Source organism: Pseudomonas ceruminis (assembly GCF_021602025.1).
Lineage (GTDB): Bacteria > Pseudomonadota > Gammaproteobacteria > Pseudomonadales > Pseudomonadaceae > Aquipseudomonas > Aquipseudomonas ceruminis.
Genome location: NZ_BQHW01000008.1, coordinates 170,067 through 189,504, shown reverse-complemented (window position 1 = coordinate 189,504; position 19,438 = coordinate 170,067). Strand labels below are relative to the sequence as shown.

Genomic DNA, 19,438 nt, shown 5'->3' with positions numbered 1-19,438 from the left:
TGCGAGGCCTGTAGATCGCGCCACGAAATCGTGGCTCTGCGTTTTGTGGCGCGGATCAGCTGATGCCGGCCCGCTCAAACGCCAACGGCTCCAACTCCTTGAGTTGGTCCAGCGTCAGCGGCTTGAAGTTCTTGTCCAGTTGCAGGGCGGCGAAGCGCTCGGCCGTCAGCCCCCCATCTCGGAAAAGCTTGCCGCGCACCGGCCCCAGCGCGGCATCTTGGAAGGCCGCCGGCTGCGTTTTGAGCCACTGGTAGTAGCTGAGACTTGCCGAGACCTGCCCGCCGCCATCCGCACCCACTGCGGCCCTCGTGGCCCCTTGACCGAACAGCGCCGACAACCTGGTGATCGGCGTGATGGTGGTTCGGCAGTGAATGTGGAACGGCGGCACGGGCCCCTTGCCCACCTCGTACTCCCGGCCATCCAGGCTCCGGCACTGCACGCTGGTCTTCCGGTCCAAAGTGGCGACGATCCGATAGCCCGGTACAACCTCGGCGTTGGCCTTGAGCGTTTCCATACGCGCCGTGGTGGCCACATGCTGGACTGCTGTCTGGACGACTGCTCGGGCGCTTCGGTTCGTGACTGCCAGCACACCGTCGGTGAAGTTCTGCGCGGCGGTGCCACGTATTGCCTGCGTGATCTCGGCGTTGGTCTGGCCTTGGACGACGCCCATGCGGATGGCGTTGGTTGCTCGGTCCGACTCGACACGCGCCCAGCCACTGAGGAATGACTTCAGTAGCTTGCCACCGTCGACGCCCGCCACCTGTAGGGGCTGCGTGTTGATCGCCGCCCTGAGCAGCGAGTCCGCCGGCATGATCGCGTCGATCAGCAGCGCCTTGGCCAAGCTCCGGCCCTCGAATGCGGCCTCGTACTGCGCGATGTCCACCAGGTCGGACTGCATCCGGTCGCTGAAGGCCTTGTAGATCTCCAGCAGCTTGCCGCCCACCCGCCCAAGGAACTCTTCCAGCCTGCTCCGGCCGTAGGTGGTCAGTTCCTTGCGGGTGAGCTGGTCACGGACATGGCTGTCAGCTCGGCGCAGGTAGGTTTCGAACTTCTTGACCTCGCCAGCTTTGAGCCGCTCCAGCAGTACCGCGTGCCTACTGACCTGCTCCAGCAGCACCTCGTCCGCCGTCTGCGTCGGTTTCGTCGCCATCGTCTTTGTCCAGGTTGACGCCGCCCGCGTCGTGGTCGTCGCCGATCAGCTCGGCCTCTTCGTTGTACGGGCGCTCGGGCAGCTTGCCAGTGGTGAGGTACTGCCAATACGTCTCGGCGCTGATGGTGCCTGCCATGACGCTCTTCTGCAGCTCGGCCAGCACCTGGGCGCTGACCTCAGGGATCACGAACTCAGGCTTGACCGTGAAGACCACCTCGTCGGGGTTGAAGCCGGTCCACTCTGCGGCGTACCGCAGGGCCTGCTCGATGGCCTCTGCAGCGGTCATCACGATGCTATGCAGCGTTGCATGCTGGTCGTTCTGGCGGGTTTTGCGGGCCTCGCCCGATTCGGTGCCTGAGACGTCCATGACCTTGGCGCCAGCTTCGAGCGCGGCGTTCTTCTGGTCGCCCATCGCCGTGCGCACTGCCTGAATGCCAGCGCCCTGGAACTCTAGGTAGCCGCATTTACCGTTCGGCCCAAGATCCCAGGCCGCAGACGGCCCGGTCACGCTGAGCTCCACGCTATCGTCTAGACCTGATACCCACGGCTGCGGGTGACTGGTCTGGTGCAGTGCGGTGAAGTAGTCGGCACTGAGCTGGTACGACTTCAGCGCAGCCCGGGCCATGGTCAGCAGCGGGACCTCGTCCACGTCCGGTGAGTTGTCGGTCGAGCCGCAGTAGATGACCGGGATGTAGCCCAGGCCCCGTACTAGGTTGGCGTTGCCGTCGACGACACCCAGTGGCCGGTCATCCTCTACCAGCTCTCCGGCCTCGTTGCGCACGCCAGTGCGGCAGACCGTGCCGTCCATGTAGAACTCGCGATAGACCGTCTCGCATTCGTGGCTGTACCGATCCTGCTCTTTGCGCCGGAATTCACGGAACACTGACAACGCCAGGTCCTGGCGGCCGCCTTGATCGGCAGTGTCCCAGTTGATGGCGTTGCGCACCGCGTAGGTGGCGAAGTACGGCTGGCCCGCATCATCGATGTTGACCACCAGCGGTACCCGGCCATGAGAGATTGCCTGGCGCACGATCCGCAGGAACAGCTGAGTCAGGCCGAAGCCGTCGGCCGTGGCGTTGTCCTCAAGCCCCTTCAGCCCCGCAGGCAGCTTCACCTCGGGTATCAGCCGCGATACCAAGCCCATCATCGAGCGCAGCGAGTCACGCACCCAGTGCTCGTACTGAGCGCGGTCAGTGTAGTTCCGGTAGAGGTAGGCATTGCCTGCGCCGTCCAGCTTCTCTGCCTCGACCATACCGCTTGGCTTCGGCAAATTGCGCGGGCTGCGCTTGATGGCGCATTCGCCCTCCAGGGCGTCGTCCATCATCCGCCACTCTTCGATGTGAGCGTCGTAGTCTGGATTGGTTGATTGAACAGGCATTACGCCAAACCTCCGATGCGGCGGGTGCCGGCGGACTGAGTCTTGATCGGGAACCGCTTGGCGATGAAGTAGCCGGCGGCGTCGTTCATGTGGTCGTGCCCCTTCTTGGGGTCTTTGTCCGGCTCGCCTTTGTCGGTGTACGTCTGCCGCTCCAGGCACTGAGTGAGCTGCGGGCACTGGTCGATGTTGACCATCATGCGCCGCTCCCCGTAGGTGTTCAGGAACATGGCGTTGACCGCGTTGATACGGTCCTTCACGCCGGGGTTCTGTGAGTCGACCACCACGGTGAAGCCGGCTTTCTTGAGCAGGGACAGGTCCGATTCGCTGGCGTTTTTGCTGCTGGTGTTCTGTCCGCTGGCGTCTGGGTAAACAGAGACGCTGTGACCAGAGAAACGCACCTTGATCTTCTCGATCATCTCGGGCGTGTCACGCACCGAGTGGAACTCATCCAACGCCAACGGCAAGCCGTCTCGGACCACGTACACAACCGCGGCCATCTTCATGACGTTGAAGTCCATACCGATGTGTATCGCCTCTCCCGGCTTGATGCGCTCGCTGGTCCGGCACTCTGCCCTGTCGAATGTGTAGTAGACGACCCCGGCATAGTTCTCGAACCCTGCCTCGTACTCCTGGCGGAACGTGCGCGGGTCCATCTTGCGGCGAGCGGCGTCCAGTTCCTCGGCCGGGACGTTGCCGCCCTGCAGCGAGGTGTACTGCCAGCTCTTGTGGTCAGGCTCGCCGCCCGGCTGCCCGTCGCGGTAAGTGTCGTAGCAGTGATTGAAACCCTTCGGGGTGCCGATCCGCAGCGCATGTCCGCCTTTGCGCGACTCTCCGGTCTGGGGGATCGTGTACTGGCAGGTCGAGAGCATCGGCCGGAGGACTTCTTCCCAGGCCGCCCACGGGCAGTCCGCCCACTCGTCCACCAGGACGAAGAACAGGCCCGAGCCCCGCAGGTTGTCGTAGTTGTCCAGGCCGACCACGCGCATGATGTGGCCGGACTTGAGAGTAATCGAACACTCGGTCTCGTTCGGCCGTGCTGCGCGCCACGCCTCAGGGATGGCCTGCTTCAGCCGGCGCCAGAACACCCGCTTGGCCTGCTTGAACGTTGGCGCCCCATACCAGATCTCGTCCTCGACGCTCACGCCCCACTCCGCAGCCAGCCGGGCCGCGCGGCGCATCTCTGCCTTGCCGAGGAAGGTCTTGCCGAATCGTCGCCCGCACACCGCATCACGGAAGCGCGCCTCAGGCTGGAAACCCCAGCAGTAGATGTTCGCCTGCTTCGGCGTCAGCTTCACCGGCGGATCATAGGTACGGGGTAGTCGGGACACCTTCGTCTGGCTCCAGCTTGTACTCAGCAACGGCGTGCTGCTGGTCCGCCTGGGAGCCCAGGGGCTTGTCGGGTTCCAGGCGGCGATTCACGTATACGTCGCCAACTTCCTTGGCCGCCTGCTCCAGCACTTGGATGGCAAGCGGAAGGTTCTTCATCGTCTCGGCGCGCTCAGCAATTCGGCCCAGGGCTCGCAACCGGTAGGCGCGGTTGGCGATCGGGATCTCTGCTGTCTCTTCGCGGAAACGCTTGCGGGTGTCTTCGAACAGGGTCACCCAGCGCTTGGCCAGGTTGCGTGCTGCTCGCTTGGTTGGGTCGTGGCTTTCAACAGCCTGGCGGCTGATCTCAATGCCAAATTCATTTTTGACGGCCTCTGCCACCTGAGACGGTGTATCGAAACAGGCCAACGCCTGAACGATGAAGGCCTTCACCTCGTTGCTCAGGGCTGCCATAGATTGTTTTCCGTCAAGCGCCTGTCAAACATCAAGCCGATTTAAGCAGGCAGGTTCCACAGGCCCTCGAAATGTTGATCTTGGCCACCTCAGGCGGCCGGCTTGCAGCGTCGATCAGCTGCTGAACGTCTTCGCTGGCGCCGTAGCGGCGGACCACACCGACGAATTCCTCCACATCGTGTCCGCGGAGCGTCAGGCTTGGCAGTCCGTCCTGGGTGAACTTAGGAGCACCGTACTGATCGAGCTTCTGGGCAATGTGGTAAAGCTCGTGCTCGATGAGGGCGCAGAACTCGGTGTCGGAGCACTGTGAGCAGTAATCAGCAGCCAGGGTGATGACGAAGCCCGGCACCTCACCGAACCAATCGATCATCTGTTGCTCTTGTCGGGCCTTCTGCCATCCGCCAGCGCGGAACATCACCGCCTCGGCCTGGCCAACTACCGTCCGACCTTGTTTCTCGAAGCAGGCTGAAGCCCACAGGAAGCGAAGCGGCGCGTCGATCAGGTGGGCATGGTCAGGGTTGTGCAGCTCGCCACCCTCACTGAGGATCGCAGCCTGAACCCATTCGCCAACCTCGGGGGCCGGCTGAATCCGGGCACCGAGCATAGACAGCTCGGTCAGCTCAAGGAGATCAGCCGGTGGAACTGGCCTTTCCATGCTGTTCAACCCTCATAGTCCGAACCCTGCCGCCGGTGTAGATATCCCGCTTCATCGCGGCCCTGACCGCATCCTCTGCGCTTGCACCCATATCCATTGCAGCCAGGGCATAGGCTGAGCCACTGCCAATGGCGTCAGGGTTGGCTGGGTCGAGTTCCTGCTTCCAGATGCCCGTCTTGTCGTCGTAGCCGACCATGAGCAGCCTGCCGCCATCGACGGCGTAACCTGAACACTCGACAGGCGCCGCCGATGGCGTACCGAAGTAGGCGGCGATCAGTGCCTTCTCATCGCATACGGCGCCAGCGAGGAAGAAGCTGACCCCATCAACCACCTGGCACTTCGGAGCATCATCAGAAACGATTGCTCCGCCCCGGGTTTGGCGAGAGTCATAGGCGATCACGCCATCCTTGTAGGCGATGGTGGTCATGGCTGCTCTCAGGCGAATGGGTCGGCCGGCTTGGCGATCGAGCGCACAAACCACATGAAGCCCTGCTGCAGGTTGGTCTTGGCCAGGGCCAAGGTTCGTTGGTCGACGCCTTCGATCTGGCCGATCTGCTTGAACAGCTCACCGGCGTCGGCCTCCAGGGCCTTGATCGAGTTCATGCCGTCGATCTCGCTTTGGGTGAGATCGCGGTAGCCGGTGATCTTCTTGTGCTGGTTGTCCATGGGGGATCCTCAGGATGTCGCGCCACGAAACGGCGCATGTCTGATTTGTGGCGCGGCTACTGCGATACCCGGTTCAGCGCCTCATCAGCCTTGTCGGCTGCCTGGGTCGCGGTAGTGGCTGCCTTCGACGCCTTGGTCGCGGCGCTCTCGGCCTTTCTGGTCAGCTCGTCCAGACGCTTGTCACGTTCAGCCATTGCGGCGTCGTAGGCCTTCCGGATCTCGTCGACCTGGTGCGACTGAGTGCTGGCCATCGACCAATAAGCAGACTGCCAACCCAGAACTGCACCGCCTGCAATGAGCACCACAGCGATGACCCACACCTCTGCCCGTCGCCACCAGCGTCGAGCGATGAATTCCAAAGCGCATTTGTCCATCAGGCTGTACCTCCAAGCTGTGCACGCAGCCTGGAGATCTCTGCGCTCTGCGTGGTCACCTTCTCAGTGAGCTGGCCCACCTGACACGTGAGCGCTTCAATCTTTCCTTCCATCCGTCCAACTGCTGCTGCCAACTCGTTGCGCTCCTTGGCGAACTGATCGGCGCGGGCCTCGGCCAGCTTTCGGGCCTCTCGCTCGGAATCGAGCAGTTCATTAAGCCGGCGGACAGTGCCGATATCGGCATTGTCCATAGCGCGATCAGCAGCGTCCTTGGACAGGAAGCGGCGCACCCATAGCAATGCGCCCGTGACAACGATGCCACTACCGCCCAGCCAGGTGGCTGTGCCTGGGCCCAGGTCGGTCGGGTCCATTTGCTTGCTCCGTACGTGAGAATTGTGCTCCGGCGTTAAACCGGCCGGATGCTTGCCCCCGGAATCCCTAGGGGTTAAAAGGAATGTTGGCCGATCTGGCTTCGCTAGAAGGAACTAGTAAATGCCCGTCAGTAACATCTATGTGGTCGCTTATCACCTCCATGGAGAAGCTCGCGAATTCATCGTCCGCGCCGAGAGGATGGATAACGCTGAGGCCTGGCACTGGGCTGCCTGCGAAGCCGGCGTTGGAGTCATCCCTAAGTTCACTGCTTCGGATATCAGAAAAGTCTCTCGGCCTGCTGCTGAGCGCTTCGGCATAACTGACGTCCAATGGCGGAGGTCCGGCAACCTATGAAATACCGCATCGACTACAACCTCAAAGGCCATACCAGATTCTGGATATGCGATTGGTCTAGCACGCCGAACGAAGACAATGTGCTGACCGCTCTCCTCCGTCTGCATGCCCCCGCTGACCCCTTGTCTGAGGCGCGCGCGCCGTGCCGCTTATCACATGATGATCTCCGCATTGCGGTCGCAGATTTGGGTATCTCGGATGTACGCATTGAGGGGGATGATTAGCTATGCCGGGGCACCCAGGCCGACGCTGGCAAGTACGCCGGTCACTGCGAGGGCGCCGGTACTTGGCTCGGCCATAGGTGGTGCTCCAGAAACAAAATGACCCGTCGAACTGGCGAGCCCTTGGATACGTGAAAAGATGGCCCCGTGCTATCGTCGAGTTTCCACACAAGACGTTTCACGGAGCGAAAAACGATGAAGGTAACCCTCAAGTGCGCCAAGTGCGGCAGTGACAAGTTCGAGGTTCCGGCTAGGCCGAACAACAACTCGAAGGTCACCTGCGGCAAGTGCGGCGCTGTCGAGACTTACGGAAAGCTCATGAAGGCTGTGGGTGACAAGGTCACGAAAGACCTGGAGCGGCAGCTCGGGAAACTGTTCAAGTGACTTGAGCGTTTCGCCCAGAGGGCGCAGGAAGTCAGCGGCGCCCTCAACCTCAACGTCGAGCTGTAGCTTTTCCATACAGCCTCCAGATACGAAAAAGCCCCGGCAGATACCGAGGCTTGGAATGGGTACGGAGGGCCGGTGCATACCCGGCTTGGTGGCCTGGATCGCTGGGTCACATACCCCAGACTCTCATCGCGTAGCCGATCAGGGAGCGCACGGCTTTGATCGACGCCACTACCGACTTAGCCCAGCTGCCTGAGCGTGTCATCCGCATAAAAAAGCCCGCACAGGGCGGGCAAAGAGGGATCGTGCTTTTTTAAATCTGGTGGCTGTAGAACAGCGAGTACGACTCGATACCGTCGTTGGGCTGCTTAATGCCAGCGTTGGAGTAGTGAATCGCTCGGATGCCAACCTTCTGCGTCTCGCCGATCTTCAAGCCCGCACCGATGCGGTCTTCGAAGTTGAAGGCCGAACCAAAGTCCTGGTCACCTGCGGACGTACCAGAGAAGACCGCCAGGCCGATGCCAGCCTCAACGAATGGCTTCACGTTACCGCTGCCGAACTCGTAAACGAAAACTGGCGCAAAGGACAGCGAGTGAGCGCCACCGGAAGCATCTCCTGCTTCCCAATAGGTATACCCAGCATCCCAGTAACCGGTTAGACGGCCAGTACTGGATTCAAACCAGCTTTTGTCCCAGTTAAAGCCAACGCCTGCACGCGCCGTAATGCCGCCTTGACTTGTCGCACCCAGCGCCCCGGAAAGCTCAGCTGCTCCGGCAGACGCAGCGACAAGGGACAGTGCTGCAGCAGCTAGAACGGTTTTCATAATCACGGTCTTCCATGTTTGTTTAGTTAGCAACCTATCAGAATCATAGCGCCATCAAAACGTTCCGTGCTATACAAAAAAAATATGACCTCGCCAGAGGTGGCGTCGGGCCTCTTTAGGGCCTATTTGGGCAATAAAAAACCCGGCTCATTGGCCGGGTTCTGGTGGTCACTCCTCAACACGCGCAGGAATGACAGGATGGGGATATATTCGGCAATGCGGCAAAGGATGTCAAGCTGCCATCTTCACAAACAGCTCCTCTTGCTCCAGAAGCTCTACGCCGGCGGTGATGGCCTCCCCTACCATCTCCTCCAGAGCCTTGTGGATCTTGCTGCGCCAGTCGCGGCGAGTGCGCTCCGGGGTACCCTTGTTGTCATCCCACAGGTTCATATCGTAGATGTTCGCCTGCAGGATGGCGGATGACCGCTTTCCATCTGCGCCAGGCTTCTGCGGCTCTGCCCAGGTCAGCACGGCGTAGAACTTGAAGTGCTGGTGTGCGTGAGTGGCAATCACCCGGCCCAGCCCCTTGATGGCATGACCTCGCTCTGCAGTGTCTAGGGTGTAGCGCGCGATCAGCGAATCCCAGTGGCGCGGCAGCAGGCGCTTGTGGAGAAGGCTGCGATACTCGCAGTCCATCTCGAAGCGCTCCTGGCGGCTCAGCCCACCGTAGCCTGCGCAGCCCTGGTCGGCATCGACCCAGGCCGCCGAGGCCGTCTTCCCTTCAGATCCGGCCAGCAGGATGCGGACCAGTACGGCGGTCTTGTTCATACCTGCTCCTCACGCTTGAGCTTTGCCTTGATGGCGATGCCGTGCCCGATGGTGTATGCACCGATTATCATCAACCCCAGGAGCAGCAGCTGGCCGCTGTCGGTTGGTGTCCAGTTCATGCTGCTGCCCTCCGTAGGTCTTTGAGTTTTTGCCTGTACAGGGTCTTGATGGCCTGCAGGTCTTCGATGGTCAGGCGCTGGGGCTTATGAGGCCCTTCGAGCCAATCCACCTGGTCGGCGCCAATGCGTTTCACCAGACGGATGCGGTACTCGACGGCATTCCCCGACAGGTTCCGGTTGCACTTCACGCACTGGCGGTGGACGTTGAGCGGCTCGAAGCGCAGCTCCGGGCAGGCGCCCACGGACCGATAGTGGCCCGCGTCCCAGCGGCTACCGGTGATGAGGTCGTGGTCGCTCGGGCTTGAGTCGCAACTGATGCACGGCAGGCCAGCGTCACGCTCGCGGATGTAGGCGTTGAACACGTCCTGGGTTTCTTTCATATGCTCGCGCCGGGTCTTCAGCTTCTCACGTCGCTCCTGCAGGTCCTGCCGGGCCTGCTTGGTGATGGCCTTGGCCGCTATCTTCTGCAGCTTCGGGTCCTTGGCCATGGCCTTGGCGCAGGCGACGCTGCACACCTTCTGCGTGGTCATGGACGGTTTGAAGTGCTTGCCGCAACCTGGTGCTTCGCACTTTTTCGGCTTCGGTGTTTTCAGGGTGGTCATTGGTATACGCTCCCAGGCTGGCCAGGCGCATTACTGTCGGTGCACGCCAGGTCGTGATCACTCGCATGGGGGCAGCGCTTGCAGCCACACACCGGGCACAGAATCATCTTGGTGGACGACAACGGTACCCAGCCGAATGGACCTTCCATGCCCAGCCGGTGCTCTTCGATGCAGCGGTGGCATTCGCATTGCTGGCTCATATCTCGTCACCCCATTTGTAGAACACGCCACCCATGGCAAGCGCGGTACCGAAGATCGCCCAGAAGGCTGGCCCGTTCATGTACACGCCGATCATTGAGAGCTGTGCTGCCAGCGCGCCGCCCAGGAGCGCAGTGATGGCTGAATATCCATGCTTCATGCCGCCACCTCGCCCACCAGGTCGCCGAAGAAAACACCCTTGACCGTGAACTCGGCCAGGATGCGGTCGGTGTACGCCACGCCCTGGGCGCGATTGAACAGGCTGGTAACCGGCATGCCGTCCGGCCCGAACAGCTTGCAGTCGCCCATCATGTCTAGCTTCTCCTCGTAGGAGAGGTGGCGCATGACGCGGTACCAGGCCGCCTGGAAATCCTGGTCTTCGTTCAGCAGGATCTGCACTCCATGGTGCAACTTGCAGTACTTGCGGGCCTCCGAGGCATCGCCAATCTGGGTCATCTCGGAGATGCGCTTGTAGAACGCGAACCACAGAGCGTTCTGGTCCAGAGTGCGGTCCTTGCCCGGGCGCATGGTGACCACGACGAACTTCTTGTCGCGGAACAGGCGGGTGAGCATGGTCACGGCCTCGGAGAGCTTGGCCTGGCTGTTGACGCTGATTTTTTCGGTCATGCCGCCTCTCCCTTGCCAAGCTTGAAGGCGTAACGCTCCATCAGGTATGCACGATCAACGAAAGCGTCGATGACGAAGCCGTTGAGCTTGACCTCTGCAAGAGCGCCTTCGCGGACGACTGCCACGTAGTACTTGCAACCTGGACGCCCCATGGCCGGGTCGTGCACGAGCATCATCCCGTCGAAGCACTCGACGATGACCTGGTGCATGCCGCCCTCCCAGTTGAGGGAAGGCACGCCAACCAAGTAGGCACCGTCGCGATCAAGCTTGGGCAGGTCAGCGGTATCGAACGACTTGAATGGAATGGCCTGCTGCTCCAGCGCCTCGCGGGTGCTCATATCCCCGGCGAAGTAATGTTCGTGCAGTTGGGCAACCACCACGCCAACTGGCTCGGCTTTGATCATCGCCAAGCAGGTCGAGAAACATGTGTTGTGCGTCGGCTGGGTTTGGTGCGAGATCAAGTAGCTCATGGCGCCACCTTCAGGCCCTGGGCCTCGATAGCTTCGCGACGGCCCCGAACGTAACCATCGATCTCTGCCTGTAGCTCCACCAGCACAGCCTCGCGACTGGCCTGCCAGCAGACCCAGTTCTCGACGAAGCGCTCGTACTCAGAGACGGTGCACAGCTTGAGGTGGAACAGCACATAGCGGCCTTGCTCGGCATTCCAGCAGCAGCCGTCTGGCACTGGGTAGCGCGCCTCGAACTGCTCGCGGCTGATGTCGCGCATCTCGTTGGTGTCCATCAGTGCTTCTCCTGCGATTCTGCCCATACATTCCAAGCGTCAACGGCGGACTTCTCGACGGAAGACCAGTCCACTGCATCGAACGCCTTCTCTGCCTCTTCGTCGTCATTGATGTGATCCAGATGTCGCATGGACTGGCCATAAACCAGCGGCCATGGCGGCTGGTGGTTTTTGCACCGAACGAAGAACTGCACTCGGTCATCGATCAGTTCTGGAACCTGACCGCAGAAGGGGCATTGCTTTAGGTGGAAAGCTGTCATCACACCCCCTCCCCGGCCGGCTGCCCGGCGCGCTTGATGTTCAACTTGGCTAGCAGGTGAGCACGGCAAGCGGCTGCACCAGTGGGAATTTGCTGGACCTCGAGCAGGCGGGCCTGCTTCTGGCTGGCGTACTCGTCGGCCAGATGGGCGGCGCTCTTCTGGCTGTCGTGACCGATGCCGGTGGCGATATCGCCCAGAGGCTCGCCGGCGACCAGCATGCGGATGGTGATGTCGTAGGCACGGGCGAAGACCTTCTCGGCCCGCTCCACCTCCATCGACCCCAGGTTCTGCGCTTCGCACTGCAGGGCCGCGTGGCGCACCGCTGCGTGCGTCCAAACGCGTGACCCTGCCCTGCTGGGGTGGAAATTCTCCAGCGCCTCTGCCAGGGCCCTCGCAAGCGGCGGAATGCCCATCTCTTCCGGTGTTGGCTGGCACAGCTTGATGAACTTGCCGCTGCTCGGGGCGAAATCGGTGCCCAGCACCCGGCACTTCTGGATGCCGAAGCGGATCTGCTCGAGCGTGTTGATGCCCGCGGCGACGAAGGACTTGATCCAGCTGCGCTTGGCAGCCTTCAGCGCGTCGTCGTCCGGCCAGGCCTGCTTCCATGCCGGGAAGATGGCCTGCAGCTCCTTGAACAGGGCGTTGACCACTTCGGTGGTGCCTGGGTCCAGCTGCTTGGCCGGCGCCTGCGCCTCGGCCGGCAGGTTGCGGGCCGTGGCCATGATCTGCGTGACGCTCTTGGGAGTGATCGGCGTGCTCATAGCGCCCCCAGGTCATCAGCCCATGTGGTGTCGTTGAAATCTGGACCATTGCCCTGTCGCCGGGGTGGAAACGGGTGGACATTGCCGGGCGCCGGCAGCTCGTCATCCCAGCGCTTGCCGTTCAGCCAAGTGGCCGGGTGCGGGATGAACTGGCCGCCGTCCTTGGTCCAGGCCGGCGAAACCGCCCAGGCAGCCAGCGCGCTCGCCATGCGTTCGAACAGGTCAGCGTCGACTTTCAGCTTCGACCATGCCTTCTCGGCATTGGCCTTGCCAACCTTTCTCGGGTAGAGCTTCCAGAACCGAGCGAACAGGTCGCCGTCATCGCTCGATGACGAAGGCTTTTGATCTTGTTCTTTCTCTTCTCTTCTCTTCTCTTCTCTGATCCGCATTCTGTCCGCATCATCTGCGGACGAATTGCGGACAGAATCAGCCTTTCGAGAAACTCGCTTGCGCTCACTGTCGTTGGCGCGGCGCTTTGCGCTGGCCCCGTTGTGCTCGTCAAAGCGAGGCATGACAAGGCTTCCATGCTCATCGATGTCCGCCCATTCGACATCCACCATGGCCTGAGTGAAGCCAGGCCAGCCGATCACAGCATCCATGGCGTCGGTGGTGTACCCATGCAACACGCCATCGGCAGAGTGCGTGTCAAAGATGCTCCAGGCGACATGCAGTCCGCCGATCACCCGCAACCTGTCCGCACGCAATGCGGACACCATGCGGAAAACTTTCGGATGCGTCTGAAGATCTACGCGCATTTTGATCCAGTCTCCGGCCATTACTTGGCTCCCACGCCGACCAGGTCGACGAGTTCTTCGAAACGATCGATGTACCAGTGCGGCTGCGTTTCTCGCGGGCACTGAGGGCTGGTGATGTTCTTGCCATAGCGCAGGCCCTTATCAGTCACGGACCAGAAGCACACAGGTTCGCGCTTGCTGTTCTGCCGGGTTCGAGCCTGGAGGAAGCCAAGCCCGGCCAGGGCACGGTTAAAGGCGGGGGCCGACTTGTTCACGGCATGGCGTTTGAGTAGAGCCGTCACAGCCATGGTCGGCATCGAGCTGCCGCCTGTGGCATCCGGTGGCGAGTCGATGGCGTAGCTCGGCAGAAACTGCGGGTTGAGCCCGTTGTTCTCTGCGATTTTGGTGAGCATCGCCAGTTGGCTCGATGGAGCCGGCTTCAGCAGGCGCGTGAAACACTCCATGATGGCGATTTCACCGATCACCTTGGTGCCGTTGGCTGTCACGGCCTGGCGCGCTTCTGACTGACCTTCCAGCTCCCGCCAGCGTCGAATGACCTTCATACGCAGCGCCGGGCTATATCCGGTCAACAGGCAATCAGTGTGCTCGCGGTCGAGCAGGTACTGCACCTGCTCACGGTTTCTCCCGTCGAGATAGATGTCCTCAAAATTGAGGGGATCGACCTTGAGGTCTTTCAGCATGGCGACAATGTCGCGCTTGACGTTGTCATGGCGCTTGCCAGTCAAGCTGGCAATCTCCTTGGACGACATTGTGCGCGCCACGAAACCGCTGGCTGCATTTTGTGGCGCGGGACTCTGGAGGCCCTGTACATCTGGTGGTTGGATATGCATAATCGACTCCAGTCATATGCAGTTGAAGAGGCCGGGCCGCAATCCCGGCTTTTTTGTCTCTGCGATTTGGTGTTGCGGTGCTGCATTGGGTGTCCGGCGCATCCGTGGTAGCTTTTTGCTTCCACACGAAAAGGCCATCGGAGGCCGGACATGTCTTTAATCGATACTCAAGAGCTCAAGCTTTTCTGCGACAGTTGCGGCAACCAGTTCTCGGAATTGGTCGGAGACCTGAAGCTGAATGGTCGGTGGGTCACCTGCCCTGCTTGCGGGCACCGCGACCAAATCGACAAATCCGGGTTTGAGGCGGTGGTCGCTGCCGGTGAGAAGCAGATCGCAGACCTTCAGGCGAAGGTGCGGAGCGTCGGCGAAAACCTGTTCAAGGGTGGCAATTAGGGACGCCAGCTCATCCAGGCCGGGCTGGGTGTCCATTCGAATGTTCAGCTTGGCTATAGCCATACCTATCTCCTGCTCTTTTCAGGCCCTAAAGAGGCCCTTCGTGAGGCCCTCACCTATCCGGTAGAGGGTCTCTTCAGTCCCACCAGCTCCAGAACCGGCGCCTTTCGCCTTCCTACGAATACCGTTGCGCCGGACGTAATTGCTTCGAGCAAGACCTCGTTGACGGCCTCCTCAAACGTCCAACCCCTGGCTTCCATCAGGCGATGAATCTTGGCTCTGGTCTCTGGCGGCACGTTCTCTTCACAAAATTCCATCGTGCCCTCCTGAGGGCCTCTAGCCCGCGATATCCTTCAGATCGTCAGGCATGAGGGCTTCGATGCCGCCATTTACGGCGGCCCACTCGAGCATCTCGAACAGATAGGTCGCGTACTCGCGGCGGGCCTTGTGAGCGGCTCGTTGCAGCTGCCTATCAAGCAGCGGGTACAGACGAACCTTCCTGGCCAAGTCGCGGCGCTGCGTCAGGGGGTCTTTGAATCCCATGGTTATGGCTCCTTGCGGTTGGAAATGGTTAAGCGGCGGAATTCTTAAGCGCGCTGGCGGGATCGTCTTCGCGCTTGGCGATCAACGCACCGCTCGACTCCTTCTCCAGAACGCACTGCATTGGGTAGGAGAACCCGCCAGTCGCACGGCACTGAGAGACGCGGCTGCTGGTCACGCCCAGGGCGTCACCAATTGCGCGGCCGGTGCCGAAGTGATTCAGAGCTTCGTCGTAGGTCATGGGTGTTTCTCCGGTGTCTTTCCGGAGTTTAGAAAAATAAACAGAACAAGGCAAGTTATCTAAACACCCAAATGTTTAGAATCCTAAATATGGAATTCAAAGATCGACTCAAATCGCGCATGGAGGCCCTTGGCCTCCGCGCCACCGACATCAGCGAAGCCACTGGCGTATCGAAGGCGACGGTCACTTTCTGGGTGAACGGGACCAACGGTGCGAAGGGGAAAAACCTGCTGGCCCTGGCGAAAGCGCTGCGATGCAGCCCTGAGTGGCTGAGTGACGGCAAAGGCTCACCCGAGCTTGAGTCACCCACTAAATCCAATGCCACCATGCTCGGCCCAATATCCGTATGGGACGACGACACCCCACTGGACGACGATGAGGTGTACGTGCCGTTCCTCAAGGAAGTAGAGCTGTCCGCCGGATCTGGCCGGACGGTGATCGAGAAATCCGGCACTCGCAAGCTCCGGTTCGGAAAGCTGACCTTGCGCAACCAAGGCGTGCAGTTCGACCAGGCCGTCTGCGTGACCGTGCGCGGCAACAGCATGGAGCCAGTCCTTCCAGACGGCAGCACAGTCGGCGTCGACAAGGGATCAACCTCGGTGAAGGACGGCAAGATGTATGCGGTTGATCACGGCGGCGAGCTCCGCGTGAAGACCCTGTATCGGATGCCTGGCGGCGGCTTGCGCTTCCGCAGCTTCAACCAGGACGAGCATCCAGATGAGGAATACACGGCGCAGCAACTTAAAGAGTCGGGCATCACCGTCCTCGGAAAGGTCTTCTGGTATTCAGTGCTCCTATAGCGCTGCTTTCGAAATCTGAAATTAGGGAGCTGGATGATGCGGATCATCGCTGCAGTCGCTGCAATGGGGTTAATGAGCCTGCCCCTTTGGGCTCAGGCAGTAAGCGTCAAAGACGAAACTGACCGGTTTACAGGGCTACGAAGCGTATCCTGGTCCACCGTACCCTCTTCCCCAGAAGCCTTTACATTCAACACCTACGCCTATCTTCCAGAAGGCCAAAGCGCAAAATATTTGGTTGAGCTGCTCACCTGGGGTGACGAAGGTCGATATCGACGCTGCAATTTTGTGAACTGGCTTGTGGATGGCCAGAGAGCGACCGATCTGGAAGCCACTTATGCATCCTCATCTGCAGGCAGTGCCACCATCGAACGATTCACCATAAATCTTGATCGTAAGGCCATCGAGAAATTGGCAACTGCCAAGTCCGTTGAGTACAAGGTTTGCGGTGACGAAGGCGCGATACGCGCCGACGATCTAGAGGGTCTGCGCCAGGTCCTGTCCGCGACGAAGTAGAGAGCATTCTTTCTGTAGCCCGCTGATGCGGGCTTTTTCATGCCCGCGCGCCTGCCTGGCTCCTAAATACCCCCTCCTGTAACCCGCCACTGAGCGGGTTTTTTGCACCCCACCTAAACCGTTCGCGCCATGAAAGTTAAGTTTTCTAAAAATAAGCCTTGACCATTTCTGTTTAGTTTTCTAAATTTCACCTCAAGCAGTCACCAACCAGGGACTGCCGAGGCCCTCACCGGCCGCCGCTCTTTAACAACCAGCGCAACAACCAACAGACCGCATTGCCTCTACCGGCGACCGGCGCCAGACAGCCCCGAAAGGCTGCCCACGACAGGGACAACCCTGTACGGCTGACGAAGGCGAAATGCCTGAACCGAGTGAATGACCCGGCAAGCGATGCGCCCCGCGAATCCCAGCGGCAGAAGGGAGAGACACCGAACTGAATTAGCGCCCCGAGCTTCGGCATTGAGGGGCGCCGGACCTCATGCACCCTGCCCCACTCAATCGGGCATTCAGAGCTGTAGCGTGCATGTTGTAAGGGCCTGCGATCCATGGCGAACAGGCACTGATTGCCGCCATGAGGAGGAAGCTCGAAGCCCACACCGACGAAGCCTGACCTGCAATCAGCGGCGGGGATATGGCACCTGACATCGCTGACGCAATACCCCGGCCTGTCGCCAGTAGCGAGGCCGGTCCAACCGATTCACTGAAGCACCTGGGCGACCGGGTGTTTCGGGAATCCACTGGAGGAAGACGAAATGGCTCAGTTCTACATCGACAATCACCTCAGTAACGGCAAGCGCTTGGAATGGCTTGCTCTTCCCGACCAGGGCGAGCGTGTTGAATCGGTCGTGCAGCAGGTCAAACAGGCCGCGATCAACAAGTTCGGCGGCATCGTTTACTTCAACCGCTGGGAGCACGTCGTGGCCAGCAACGGCTACGTGACGGTGAGGATGTACGCATGATGCGGTTCTTCAGGCCAATGCGCGGCTGCCGCATCTTCGCAAGCGCAAAGCACATGACACGACCTGCCGGTGAGTTCGTCGGATGGTGCGAGAAGGTCGAGGAGAACATCTGCATTTTCCGCGACGGCGCGGTAGTTGACCGACTCATCTGGAGGTTCAACAACAGCAATGGAACACAGGAGCTGAATAGTTGGTACGAGTATTCGGCATGACAGGCGATTCCCCGGTGCGCCTCAAGCGGGGCGCATCAGGGGGAATCCACTGGAGAACACAGCATGCAGATCAACCAGCAGAAAACGGTTCAGGTCGACGTGACCGAGCTTCGCCTTCACATCAAGGTGCGCGACGGCTTTGCCGCTGGCATCCAGGACGCCCAGGGCGACGAGGTGGGCAGCTACGAGGGCTACGTGCCCGACTTCTTCCCGGGAGAACACTACGGCGACTACCTGATCCTCAACATCGATCTGGAAACCGGCCAGATCAAGAATTGGCAGAAGCCTAACGCCGCTGACATCGAGAAGATGCTGGCCCAGGGCGAGGACGACTGAACAACCAGCGCCACGTCCGCCTGACGTTAACTGCCCGATGCCCTGATCCCCATCGCAGGGCATGCCGAAAACACTGAGCTGATCAGTGAGACTGCCTAGTCAAGCAGTCTTCTCCTTCGACCCTAATCCCGGCGGGTATCAGCAACGGGAAACGTTCGATGTTGCAAGCGTCGAGCTAGGCAACCGCTGCGCTAACAGCGGCTCTCAATCACCTGCCTGCAGTGAGCCACCAGCAGGCCCGATGATCCTTTAGCGGGGCTCATCGGAAAGCGCATGGAATCGTCCGGATCAAATGTCGTTACCGGCCATGCGCTTCCCGATGCATCCCGCATCCCCTTCCCTTCACATACGACCGCATTGGCAGGCGCCAGGCCACCTTTCACGGTGGGTTTGGTCACCCGCGCCTGGCTCCTGGCCAATGCGGTTGCCAATCGAGCAAACGAACATGAGCGAACTCGGATATTGCGAGGGCGATACTTGCAGCCGTGACGGCTGTGAGGGCGTCATCGAATCGCACGATGTAGAGAACTGCAGCTGCCATATCAACCCACCCTGCGGGGCATGCACCGCTCCTCGCGGCTACTGCGAGGCTTGCGGCTGGGAAGAGTCGGAAGATCCGGCTCCCGAACCAGAACCAGTAAGCCAGGAGCAAAAAGACTTCTGGAGAGCACAGGCCGAAGAGTGGGAGCGACTCAGGAATGCCCCGCTGGATAACACAAAGGTCAGCTGGCGCTTCGTGCCCCACACCAACGCCTCAATGATCAAGGAAGGCGTCTACCCGGAACACATGACTCGCGAAGAGGTTGAGCGCGAGGTCATTGGCACCTTCGGCGGCCGCTTCGAGCAATTCGGTAATGGTCGCTTCAAGTACATCGCATACACCGACTGAACCCACCACCTGGAGGCGATCATGGCTCGCGAGCATGAGCTTTACGCAGACAGTGCCCAGGGCCGTGAGCTTGATCGCCGGATCTCCGGTGATTTCGAAGTCCACTGGGCCGCAAACATTACCCCCGAGCAGGCAGCCGCGAACAACCAAGCCTGGCTCGCGATGATCCGACAGCAAGAAGAGCACCGCAAAGCCAGCAGTCGCCGCGTGATTGCCGCGGCACTAGGCAAGATGGAAGCCATGTGCGGCTCAGGCGCCGTCAGGAGGACTGCATGAACAGAGGAACACGCGACGAGGTTGTCGCCATCATCAACTCGCGTTTCGTGGCCATCGAAGCCTCGTTCAGCGAGGGGCTGCGCGGCGAGCTGTCGATGGCCATCGACCTTGCCGGCCTGACCGGCGCAATCGATATCCCCAAGCAGCGCAGCTACACCGAGCGCTTGAATCGAATCATCGAGCGTGCCCATCAGCAGTGGCTTGAAGTAAACGGGAGGGTGGCATGACAACGCCAATCGTGAAGTCGCTCATCGACGAGCAGGTTGCCGAACTGGGCGACGTACTCAAGCGGCCACGCGAAACCCTCGTGTGTGAGCTTGAGTGCCCAGTCAAAGGCGCCTGGCGGCAGCCTCAGCGCGACGCCAGCGCATTCATGGAAAGCGACTGGGGCATTGATCCTCGCGGTCGACTGGTGGAGCTATGACGAGCTCCCAACGCGCCCGTCGTATTGCCACCTG

Annotated in this window: 36 protein-coding genes; 11 read left to right on the top strand and 25 right to left on the bottom strand. The window is 60.6% G+C overall.

Features of this window, described 5'->3' with window-relative positions; genetic code table 11:
* Positions 1-55 precede the first annotated feature (55 nt).
* The 9 genes from L6D80_RS12495 to L6D80_RS12455 are packed head-to-tail and all read right to left on the bottom strand — an operon-like array spanning position 56 to position 6,373.
* Positions 56-1,150: a minor capsid protein gene (locus tag L6D80_RS12495; RefSeq protein ID WP_054915210.1), complete on the bottom strand. Its 1,095-nt coding sequence runs from the start codon at positions 1,148-1,150 to the stop codon at positions 56-58.
* The gene (locus tag L6D80_RS12490) at positions 1,095-2,528 is read right to left on the bottom strand and encodes a DUF4055 domain-containing protein (RefSeq protein ID WP_176516938.1); all 1,434 of its coding nucleotides are present in this window, start codon (positions 2,526-2,528) and stop codon (positions 1,095-1,097) included. Before L6D80_RS12490 ends, L6D80_RS12495 begins: the two co-directional genes overlap by 56 nt.
* Positions 2,528-3,856: a phage terminase large subunit family protein gene (locus tag L6D80_RS12485; protein ID WP_054915212.1), complete on the bottom strand. Its 1,329-nt coding sequence runs from the start codon at positions 3,854-3,856 to the stop codon at positions 2,528-2,530. The genes L6D80_RS12490 and L6D80_RS12485 overlap by 1 nt, the downstream gene beginning before the upstream one ends.
* Entirely contained in the window at positions 3,831-4,307 is a 477-nt protein-coding gene (locus tag L6D80_RS12480; protein ID WP_176516940.1) for a DUF2280 domain-containing protein, read from the bottom strand. Before L6D80_RS12480 ends, L6D80_RS12485 begins: the two co-directional genes overlap by 26 nt.
* A gap of 31 nt (positions 4,308-4,338) precedes the next feature.
* Positions 4,339-4,962 carry a putative metallopeptidase gene (locus L6D80_RS12475; protein ID WP_176516942.1) on the bottom strand — a complete coding sequence of 208 codons (624 nt, stop codon included), beginning with the start codon at positions 4,960-4,962 and terminating at the stop codon, positions 4,339-4,341.
* Positions 4,937-5,389 (bottom strand): Ntn hydrolase family protein, encoded by a 453-nt coding sequence (locus L6D80_RS12470; protein WP_176516944.1) that lies wholly within the window; start codon positions 5,387-5,389, stop codon positions 4,937-4,939. The genes L6D80_RS12475 and L6D80_RS12470 overlap by 26 nt, the downstream gene beginning before the upstream one ends.
* Positions 5,390-5,397: 8 nt before the next feature.
* Complete coding sequence (locus L6D80_RS12465; RefSeq protein ID WP_015269843.1) at positions 5,398-5,628, bottom strand: Acb2/Tad1 domain-containing protein; 231 nt, start codon at positions 5,626-5,628, stop codon at positions 5,398-5,400.
* Positions 5,629-5,684: 56 nt separating this feature from the next.
* On the bottom strand, positions 5,685-6,002 hold the full coding sequence (locus L6D80_RS12460) for a YfgM family protein (protein WP_012313242.1): 318 nt from the start codon (positions 6,000-6,002) through the stop codon (positions 5,685-5,687).
* The gene (locus tag L6D80_RS12455) at positions 6,002-6,373 is read right to left on the bottom strand and encodes a chemotaxis protein (RefSeq protein WP_009685286.1); all 372 of its coding nucleotides are present in this window, start codon (positions 6,371-6,373) and stop codon (positions 6,002-6,004) included. Before L6D80_RS12455 ends, L6D80_RS12460 begins: the two co-directional genes overlap by 1 nt.
* A gap of 121 nt (positions 6,374-6,494) precedes the next feature.
* Between L6D80_RS12455 and L6D80_RS12450 the strand changes: the two genes are divergently transcribed.
* Both L6D80_RS12450 and L6D80_RS12445 read left to right on the top strand, forming a co-directional pair.
* A complete protein-coding gene (locus L6D80_RS12450) occupies positions 6,495-6,728 on the top strand; it encodes a DUF6555 family protein (RefSeq protein ID WP_009685285.1) in 234 nt (77 codons plus the stop codon).
* A gap of 416 nt (positions 6,729-7,144) precedes the next feature.
* Positions 7,145-7,333 (top strand): ECs_2282 family putative zinc-binding protein, encoded by a 189-nt coding sequence (locus L6D80_RS12445; protein ID WP_009685283.1) that lies wholly within the window; start codon positions 7,145-7,147, stop codon positions 7,331-7,333.
* Positions 7,334-7,649: 316 nt separating this feature from the next.
* Here the strand turns inward: L6D80_RS12445 and L6D80_RS12440 are convergent, their stop codons facing one another.
* The 16 genes from L6D80_RS12440 to L6D80_RS12370 form a co-directional block, all read right to left on the bottom strand.
* Entirely contained in the window at positions 7,650-8,159 is a 510-nt protein-coding gene (locus tag L6D80_RS12440; RefSeq protein WP_038409512.1) for an acyloxyacyl hydrolase, read from the bottom strand.
* Between the two features lie 231 nt (positions 8,160-8,390).
* The gene (locus L6D80_RS12435; protein WP_176516946.1) at positions 8,391-8,927 is read right to left on the bottom strand and encodes a hypothetical protein; all 537 of its coding nucleotides are present in this window, start codon (positions 8,925-8,927) and stop codon (positions 8,391-8,393) included.
* Complete coding sequence (locus L6D80_RS30090) at positions 8,924-9,046, bottom strand: hypothetical protein (protein WP_269475990.1); 123 nt, start codon at positions 9,044-9,046, stop codon at positions 8,924-8,926. The genes L6D80_RS12435 and L6D80_RS30090 overlap by 4 nt, the downstream gene beginning before the upstream one ends.
* Positions 9,043-9,648 carry a recombination protein NinG gene (locus L6D80_RS12430; protein WP_176516948.1) on the bottom strand — a complete coding sequence of 202 codons (606 nt, stop codon included), beginning with the start codon at positions 9,646-9,648 and terminating at the stop codon, positions 9,043-9,045. Before L6D80_RS12430 ends, L6D80_RS30090 begins: the two co-directional genes overlap by 4 nt.
* On the bottom strand, positions 9,645-9,848 hold the full coding sequence (locus L6D80_RS12425) for a hypothetical protein (RefSeq protein WP_176516950.1): 204 nt from the start codon (positions 9,846-9,848) through the stop codon (positions 9,645-9,647). The genes L6D80_RS12430 and L6D80_RS12425 overlap by 4 nt, the downstream gene beginning before the upstream one ends.
* Positions 9,845-10,006: a hypothetical protein gene (locus L6D80_RS12420; protein ID WP_176516951.1), complete on the bottom strand. Its 162-nt coding sequence runs from the start codon at positions 10,004-10,006 to the stop codon at positions 9,845-9,847. Before L6D80_RS12420 ends, L6D80_RS12425 begins: the two co-directional genes overlap by 4 nt.
* A complete protein-coding gene (locus L6D80_RS12415; protein WP_176516953.1) occupies positions 10,003-10,473 on the bottom strand; it encodes a hypothetical protein in 471 nt (156 codons plus the stop codon). Before L6D80_RS12415 ends, L6D80_RS12420 begins: the two co-directional genes overlap by 4 nt.
* A complete protein-coding gene (locus L6D80_RS12410) occupies positions 10,470-10,943 on the bottom strand; it encodes a hypothetical protein (RefSeq protein WP_176516955.1) in 474 nt (157 codons plus the stop codon). Before L6D80_RS12410 ends, L6D80_RS12415 begins: the two co-directional genes overlap by 4 nt.
* Positions 10,940-11,215, bottom strand: coding sequence for a phiTE_015 family protein (locus tag L6D80_RS12405; protein WP_176516958.1), 276 nt, complete (start codon positions 11,213-11,215; stop codon positions 10,940-10,942). The genes L6D80_RS12410 and L6D80_RS12405 overlap by 4 nt, the downstream gene beginning before the upstream one ends.
* On the bottom strand, positions 11,215-11,475 hold the full coding sequence (locus L6D80_RS12400; RefSeq protein WP_132578812.1) for a hypothetical protein: 261 nt from the start codon (positions 11,473-11,475) through the stop codon (positions 11,215-11,217). The genes L6D80_RS12405 and L6D80_RS12400 overlap by 1 nt, the downstream gene beginning before the upstream one ends.
* Positions 11,475-12,236: a replication protein P gene (locus L6D80_RS12395; protein WP_176516960.1), complete on the bottom strand. Its 762-nt coding sequence runs from the start codon at positions 12,234-12,236 to the stop codon at positions 11,475-11,477. The genes L6D80_RS12400 and L6D80_RS12395 overlap by 1 nt, the downstream gene beginning before the upstream one ends.
* Complete coding sequence (locus L6D80_RS12390; protein WP_176516962.1) at positions 12,233-13,012, bottom strand: Pyocin large subunit-like protein; 780 nt, start codon at positions 13,010-13,012, stop codon at positions 12,233-12,235. The genes L6D80_RS12395 and L6D80_RS12390 overlap by 4 nt, the downstream gene beginning before the upstream one ends.
* A complete protein-coding gene (locus tag L6D80_RS12385) occupies positions 13,012-13,740 on the bottom strand; it encodes a Rha family transcriptional regulator (protein WP_176516975.1) in 729 nt (242 codons plus the stop codon). The genes L6D80_RS12390 and L6D80_RS12385 overlap by 1 nt, the downstream gene beginning before the upstream one ends.
* A 237-nt stretch (positions 13,741-13,977) precedes the next feature.
* Complete coding sequence (locus L6D80_RS12380; protein WP_023661604.1) at positions 13,978-14,277, bottom strand: hypothetical protein; 300 nt, start codon at positions 14,275-14,277, stop codon at positions 13,978-13,980.
* Between the two features lie 273 nt (positions 14,278-14,550).
* Positions 14,551-14,757 (bottom strand): hypothetical protein, encoded by a 207-nt coding sequence (locus L6D80_RS12375; RefSeq protein ID WP_019751332.1) that lies wholly within the window; start codon positions 14,755-14,757, stop codon positions 14,551-14,553.
* A gap of 28 nt (positions 14,758-14,785) precedes the next feature.
* Positions 14,786-14,995: a hypothetical protein gene (locus L6D80_RS12370; RefSeq protein ID WP_176516964.1), complete on the bottom strand. Its 210-nt coding sequence runs from the start codon at positions 14,993-14,995 to the stop codon at positions 14,786-14,788.
* Between the two features lie 89 nt (positions 14,996-15,084).
* Between L6D80_RS12370 and L6D80_RS12365 the strand changes: the two genes are divergently transcribed.
* The 9 genes from L6D80_RS12365 to L6D80_RS12325 all read left to right on the top strand — a co-directional run bounded on the left by L6D80_RS12365 (position 15,085) and on the right by L6D80_RS12325 (position 19,404).
* Positions 15,085-15,795, top strand: coding sequence for a S24 family peptidase (locus L6D80_RS12365; protein WP_176516966.1), 711 nt, complete (start codon positions 15,085-15,087; stop codon positions 15,793-15,795).
* A 33-nt stretch (positions 15,796-15,828) separates the two neighbouring features.
* Entirely contained in the window at positions 15,829-16,308 is a 480-nt protein-coding gene (locus L6D80_RS12360; RefSeq protein ID WP_176516968.1) for a hypothetical protein, read from the top strand.
* Positions 16,309-17,060: 752 nt separating this feature from the next.
* On the top strand, positions 17,061-17,267 hold the full coding sequence (locus L6D80_RS12355) for a hypothetical protein (protein WP_009396421.1): 207 nt from the start codon (positions 17,061-17,063) through the stop codon (positions 17,265-17,267).
* Positions 17,264-17,479, top strand: coding sequence for a hypothetical protein (locus tag L6D80_RS12350; RefSeq protein ID WP_176516969.1), 216 nt, complete (start codon positions 17,264-17,266; stop codon positions 17,477-17,479). Before L6D80_RS12355 ends, L6D80_RS12350 begins: the two co-directional genes overlap by 4 nt.
* 63 nt (positions 17,480-17,542) lie before the next feature.
* On the top strand, positions 17,543-17,815 hold the full coding sequence (locus L6D80_RS12345) for a hypothetical protein (protein WP_176516970.1): 273 nt from the start codon (positions 17,543-17,545) through the stop codon (positions 17,813-17,815).
* A 445-nt stretch (positions 17,816-18,260) separates the two neighbouring features.
* The gene (locus L6D80_RS12340) at positions 18,261-18,704 is read left to right on the top strand and encodes a hypothetical protein (RefSeq protein WP_176516971.1); all 444 of its coding nucleotides are present in this window, start codon (positions 18,261-18,263) and stop codon (positions 18,702-18,704) included.
* A gap of 21 nt (positions 18,705-18,725) precedes the next feature.
* Positions 18,726-18,980, top strand: a complete 255-nt coding sequence (locus L6D80_RS12335; protein ID WP_023661611.1) for a hypothetical protein — start codon at positions 18,726-18,728, stop codon at positions 18,978-18,980.
* Positions 18,977-19,207, top strand: coding sequence for a hypothetical protein (locus tag L6D80_RS12330; RefSeq protein WP_023661612.1), 231 nt, complete (start codon positions 18,977-18,979; stop codon positions 19,205-19,207). The genes L6D80_RS12335 and L6D80_RS12330 overlap by 4 nt, the downstream gene beginning before the upstream one ends.
* Positions 19,204-19,404: a hypothetical protein gene (locus L6D80_RS12325; protein WP_023661613.1), complete on the top strand. Its 201-nt coding sequence runs from the start codon at positions 19,204-19,206 to the stop codon at positions 19,402-19,404. Before L6D80_RS12330 ends, L6D80_RS12325 begins: the two co-directional genes overlap by 4 nt.
* The last annotated feature ends 34 nt before the right edge of the window (positions 19,405-19,438 follow it).

Excerpts from the sequence above, each read along its gene's own strand:
- L6D80_RS12445 (WP_009685283.1), top strand. The coding sequence starts at position 7,145 with ATGAAGGTAACCCTCAAGTGCGCCAAGTGCGGCAGTGACAAGTTCGAG.
- L6D80_RS12335 (WP_023661611.1), top strand. The coding sequence starts at position 18,726 with ATGGCTCGCGAGCATGAGCTTTACGCAGACAGTGCCCAGGGCCGTGAG.
- L6D80_RS12415 (WP_176516953.1), bottom strand. The coding sequence starts at position 10,473 with ATGACCGAAAAAATCAGCGTCAACAGCCAGGCCAAGCTCTCCGAGGCC.
- L6D80_RS12345 (WP_176516970.1), top strand. The coding sequence starts at position 17,543 with ATGCAGATCAACCAGCAGAAAACGGTTCAGGTCGACGTGACCGAGCTT.
- L6D80_RS12390 (WP_176516962.1), bottom strand. The coding sequence starts at position 13,012 with ATGGCCGGAGACTGGATCAAAATGCGCGTAGATCTTCAGACGCATCCG.
- L6D80_RS12410 (WP_176516955.1), bottom strand. The coding sequence starts at position 10,943 with ATGAGCTACTTGATCTCGCACCAAACCCAGCCGACGCACAACACATGT.
- L6D80_RS12440 (WP_038409512.1), bottom strand. The coding sequence starts at position 8,159 with ATGAAAACCGTTCTAGCTGCTGCAGCACTGTCCCTTGTCGCTGCGTCT.
- L6D80_RS12430 (WP_176516948.1), bottom strand. The coding sequence starts at position 9,648 with ATGACCACCCTGAAAACACCGAAGCCGAAAAAGTGCGAAGCACCAGGT.
- L6D80_RS12425 (WP_176516950.1), bottom strand. The coding sequence starts at position 9,848 with ATGAGCCAGCAATGCGAATGCCACCGCTGCATCGAAGAGCACCGGCTG.
- L6D80_RS12435 (WP_176516946.1), bottom strand. The coding sequence starts at position 8,927 with ATGAACAAGACCGCCGTACTGGTCCGCATCCTGCTGGCCGGATCTGAA.
- L6D80_RS12355 (WP_009396421.1), top strand. The coding sequence starts at position 17,061 with ATGGCTCAGTTCTACATCGACAATCACCTCAGTAACGGCAAGCGCTTG.
- L6D80_RS12340 (WP_176516971.1), top strand. The coding sequence starts at position 18,261 with ATGAGCGAACTCGGATATTGCGAGGGCGATACTTGCAGCCGTGACGGC.
- L6D80_RS12470 (WP_176516944.1), bottom strand. The coding sequence starts at position 5,389 with ATGACCACCATCGCCTACAAGGATGGCGTGATCGCCTATGACTCTCGC.
- L6D80_RS12370 (WP_176516964.1), bottom strand. The coding sequence starts at position 14,995 with ATGACCTACGACGAAGCTCTGAATCACTTCGGCACCGGCCGCGCAATT.
- L6D80_RS12375 (WP_019751332.1), bottom strand. The coding sequence starts at position 14,757 with ATGGGATTCAAAGACCCCCTGACGCAGCGCCGCGACTTGGCCAGGAAG.
- L6D80_RS12380 (WP_023661604.1), bottom strand. The coding sequence starts at position 14,277 with ATGGCTATAGCCAAGCTGAACATTCGAATGGACACCCAGCCCGGCCTG.
- L6D80_RS12360 (WP_176516968.1), top strand. The coding sequence starts at position 15,829 with ATGATGCGGATCATCGCTGCAGTCGCTGCAATGGGGTTAATGAGCCTG.
- L6D80_RS12330 (WP_023661612.1), top strand. The coding sequence starts at position 18,977 with ATGAACAGAGGAACACGCGACGAGGTTGTCGCCATCATCAACTCGCGT.
- L6D80_RS12385 (WP_176516975.1), bottom strand. The coding sequence starts at position 13,740 with ATGTCGTCCAAGGAGATTGCCAGCTTGACTGGCAAGCGCCATGACAAC.
- L6D80_RS12455 (WP_009685286.1), bottom strand. The coding sequence starts at position 6,373 with ATGGACCCGACCGACCTGGGCCCAGGCACAGCCACCTGGCTGGGCGGT.
- L6D80_RS12480 (WP_176516940.1), bottom strand. The coding sequence starts at position 4,307 with ATGGCAGCCCTGAGCAACGAGGTGAAGGCCTTCATCGTTCAGGCGTTG.
- L6D80_RS30090 (WP_269475990.1), bottom strand. The coding sequence starts at position 9,046 with ATGAACTGGACACCAACCGACAGCGGCCAGCTGCTGCTCCTGGGGTTG.
- L6D80_RS12475 (WP_176516942.1), bottom strand. The coding sequence starts at position 4,962 with ATGGAAAGGCCAGTTCCACCGGCTGATCTCCTTGAGCTGACCGAGCTG.
- L6D80_RS12490 (WP_176516938.1), bottom strand. The coding sequence starts at position 2,528 with ATGCCTGTTCAATCAACCAATCCAGACTACGACGCTCACATCGAAGAG.
- L6D80_RS12495 (WP_054915210.1), bottom strand. The coding sequence starts at position 1,150 with ATGGCGACGAAACCGACGCAGACGGCGGACGAGGTGCTGCTGGAGCAG.
- L6D80_RS12400 (WP_132578812.1), bottom strand. The coding sequence starts at position 11,475 with ATGACAGCTTTCCACCTAAAGCAATGCCCCTTCTGCGGTCAGGTTCCA.
- L6D80_RS12325 (WP_023661613.1), top strand. The coding sequence starts at position 19,204 with ATGACAACGCCAATCGTGAAGTCGCTCATCGACGAGCAGGTTGCCGAA.
- L6D80_RS12465 (WP_015269843.1), bottom strand. The coding sequence starts at position 5,628 with ATGGACAACCAGCACAAGAAGATCACCGGCTACCGCGATCTCACCCAA.
- L6D80_RS12395 (WP_176516960.1), bottom strand. The coding sequence starts at position 12,236 with ATGAGCACGCCGATCACTCCCAAGAGCGTCACGCAGATCATGGCCACG.
- L6D80_RS12450 (WP_009685285.1), top strand. The coding sequence starts at position 6,495 with ATGCCCGTCAGTAACATCTATGTGGTCGCTTATCACCTCCATGGAGAA.
- L6D80_RS12420 (WP_176516951.1), bottom strand. The coding sequence starts at position 10,006 with ATGAAGCATGGATATTCAGCCATCACTGCGCTCCTGGGCGGCGCGCTG.
- L6D80_RS12405 (WP_176516958.1), bottom strand. The coding sequence starts at position 11,215 with ATGGACACCAACGAGATGCGCGACATCAGCCGCGAGCAGTTCGAGGCG.
- L6D80_RS12460 (WP_012313242.1), bottom strand. The coding sequence starts at position 6,002 with ATGGACAAATGCGCTTTGGAATTCATCGCTCGACGCTGGTGGCGACGG.
- L6D80_RS12350 (WP_176516969.1), top strand. The coding sequence starts at position 17,264 with ATGATGCGGTTCTTCAGGCCAATGCGCGGCTGCCGCATCTTCGCAAGC.
- L6D80_RS12365 (WP_176516966.1), top strand. The coding sequence starts at position 15,085 with ATGGAATTCAAAGATCGACTCAAATCGCGCATGGAGGCCCTTGGCCTC.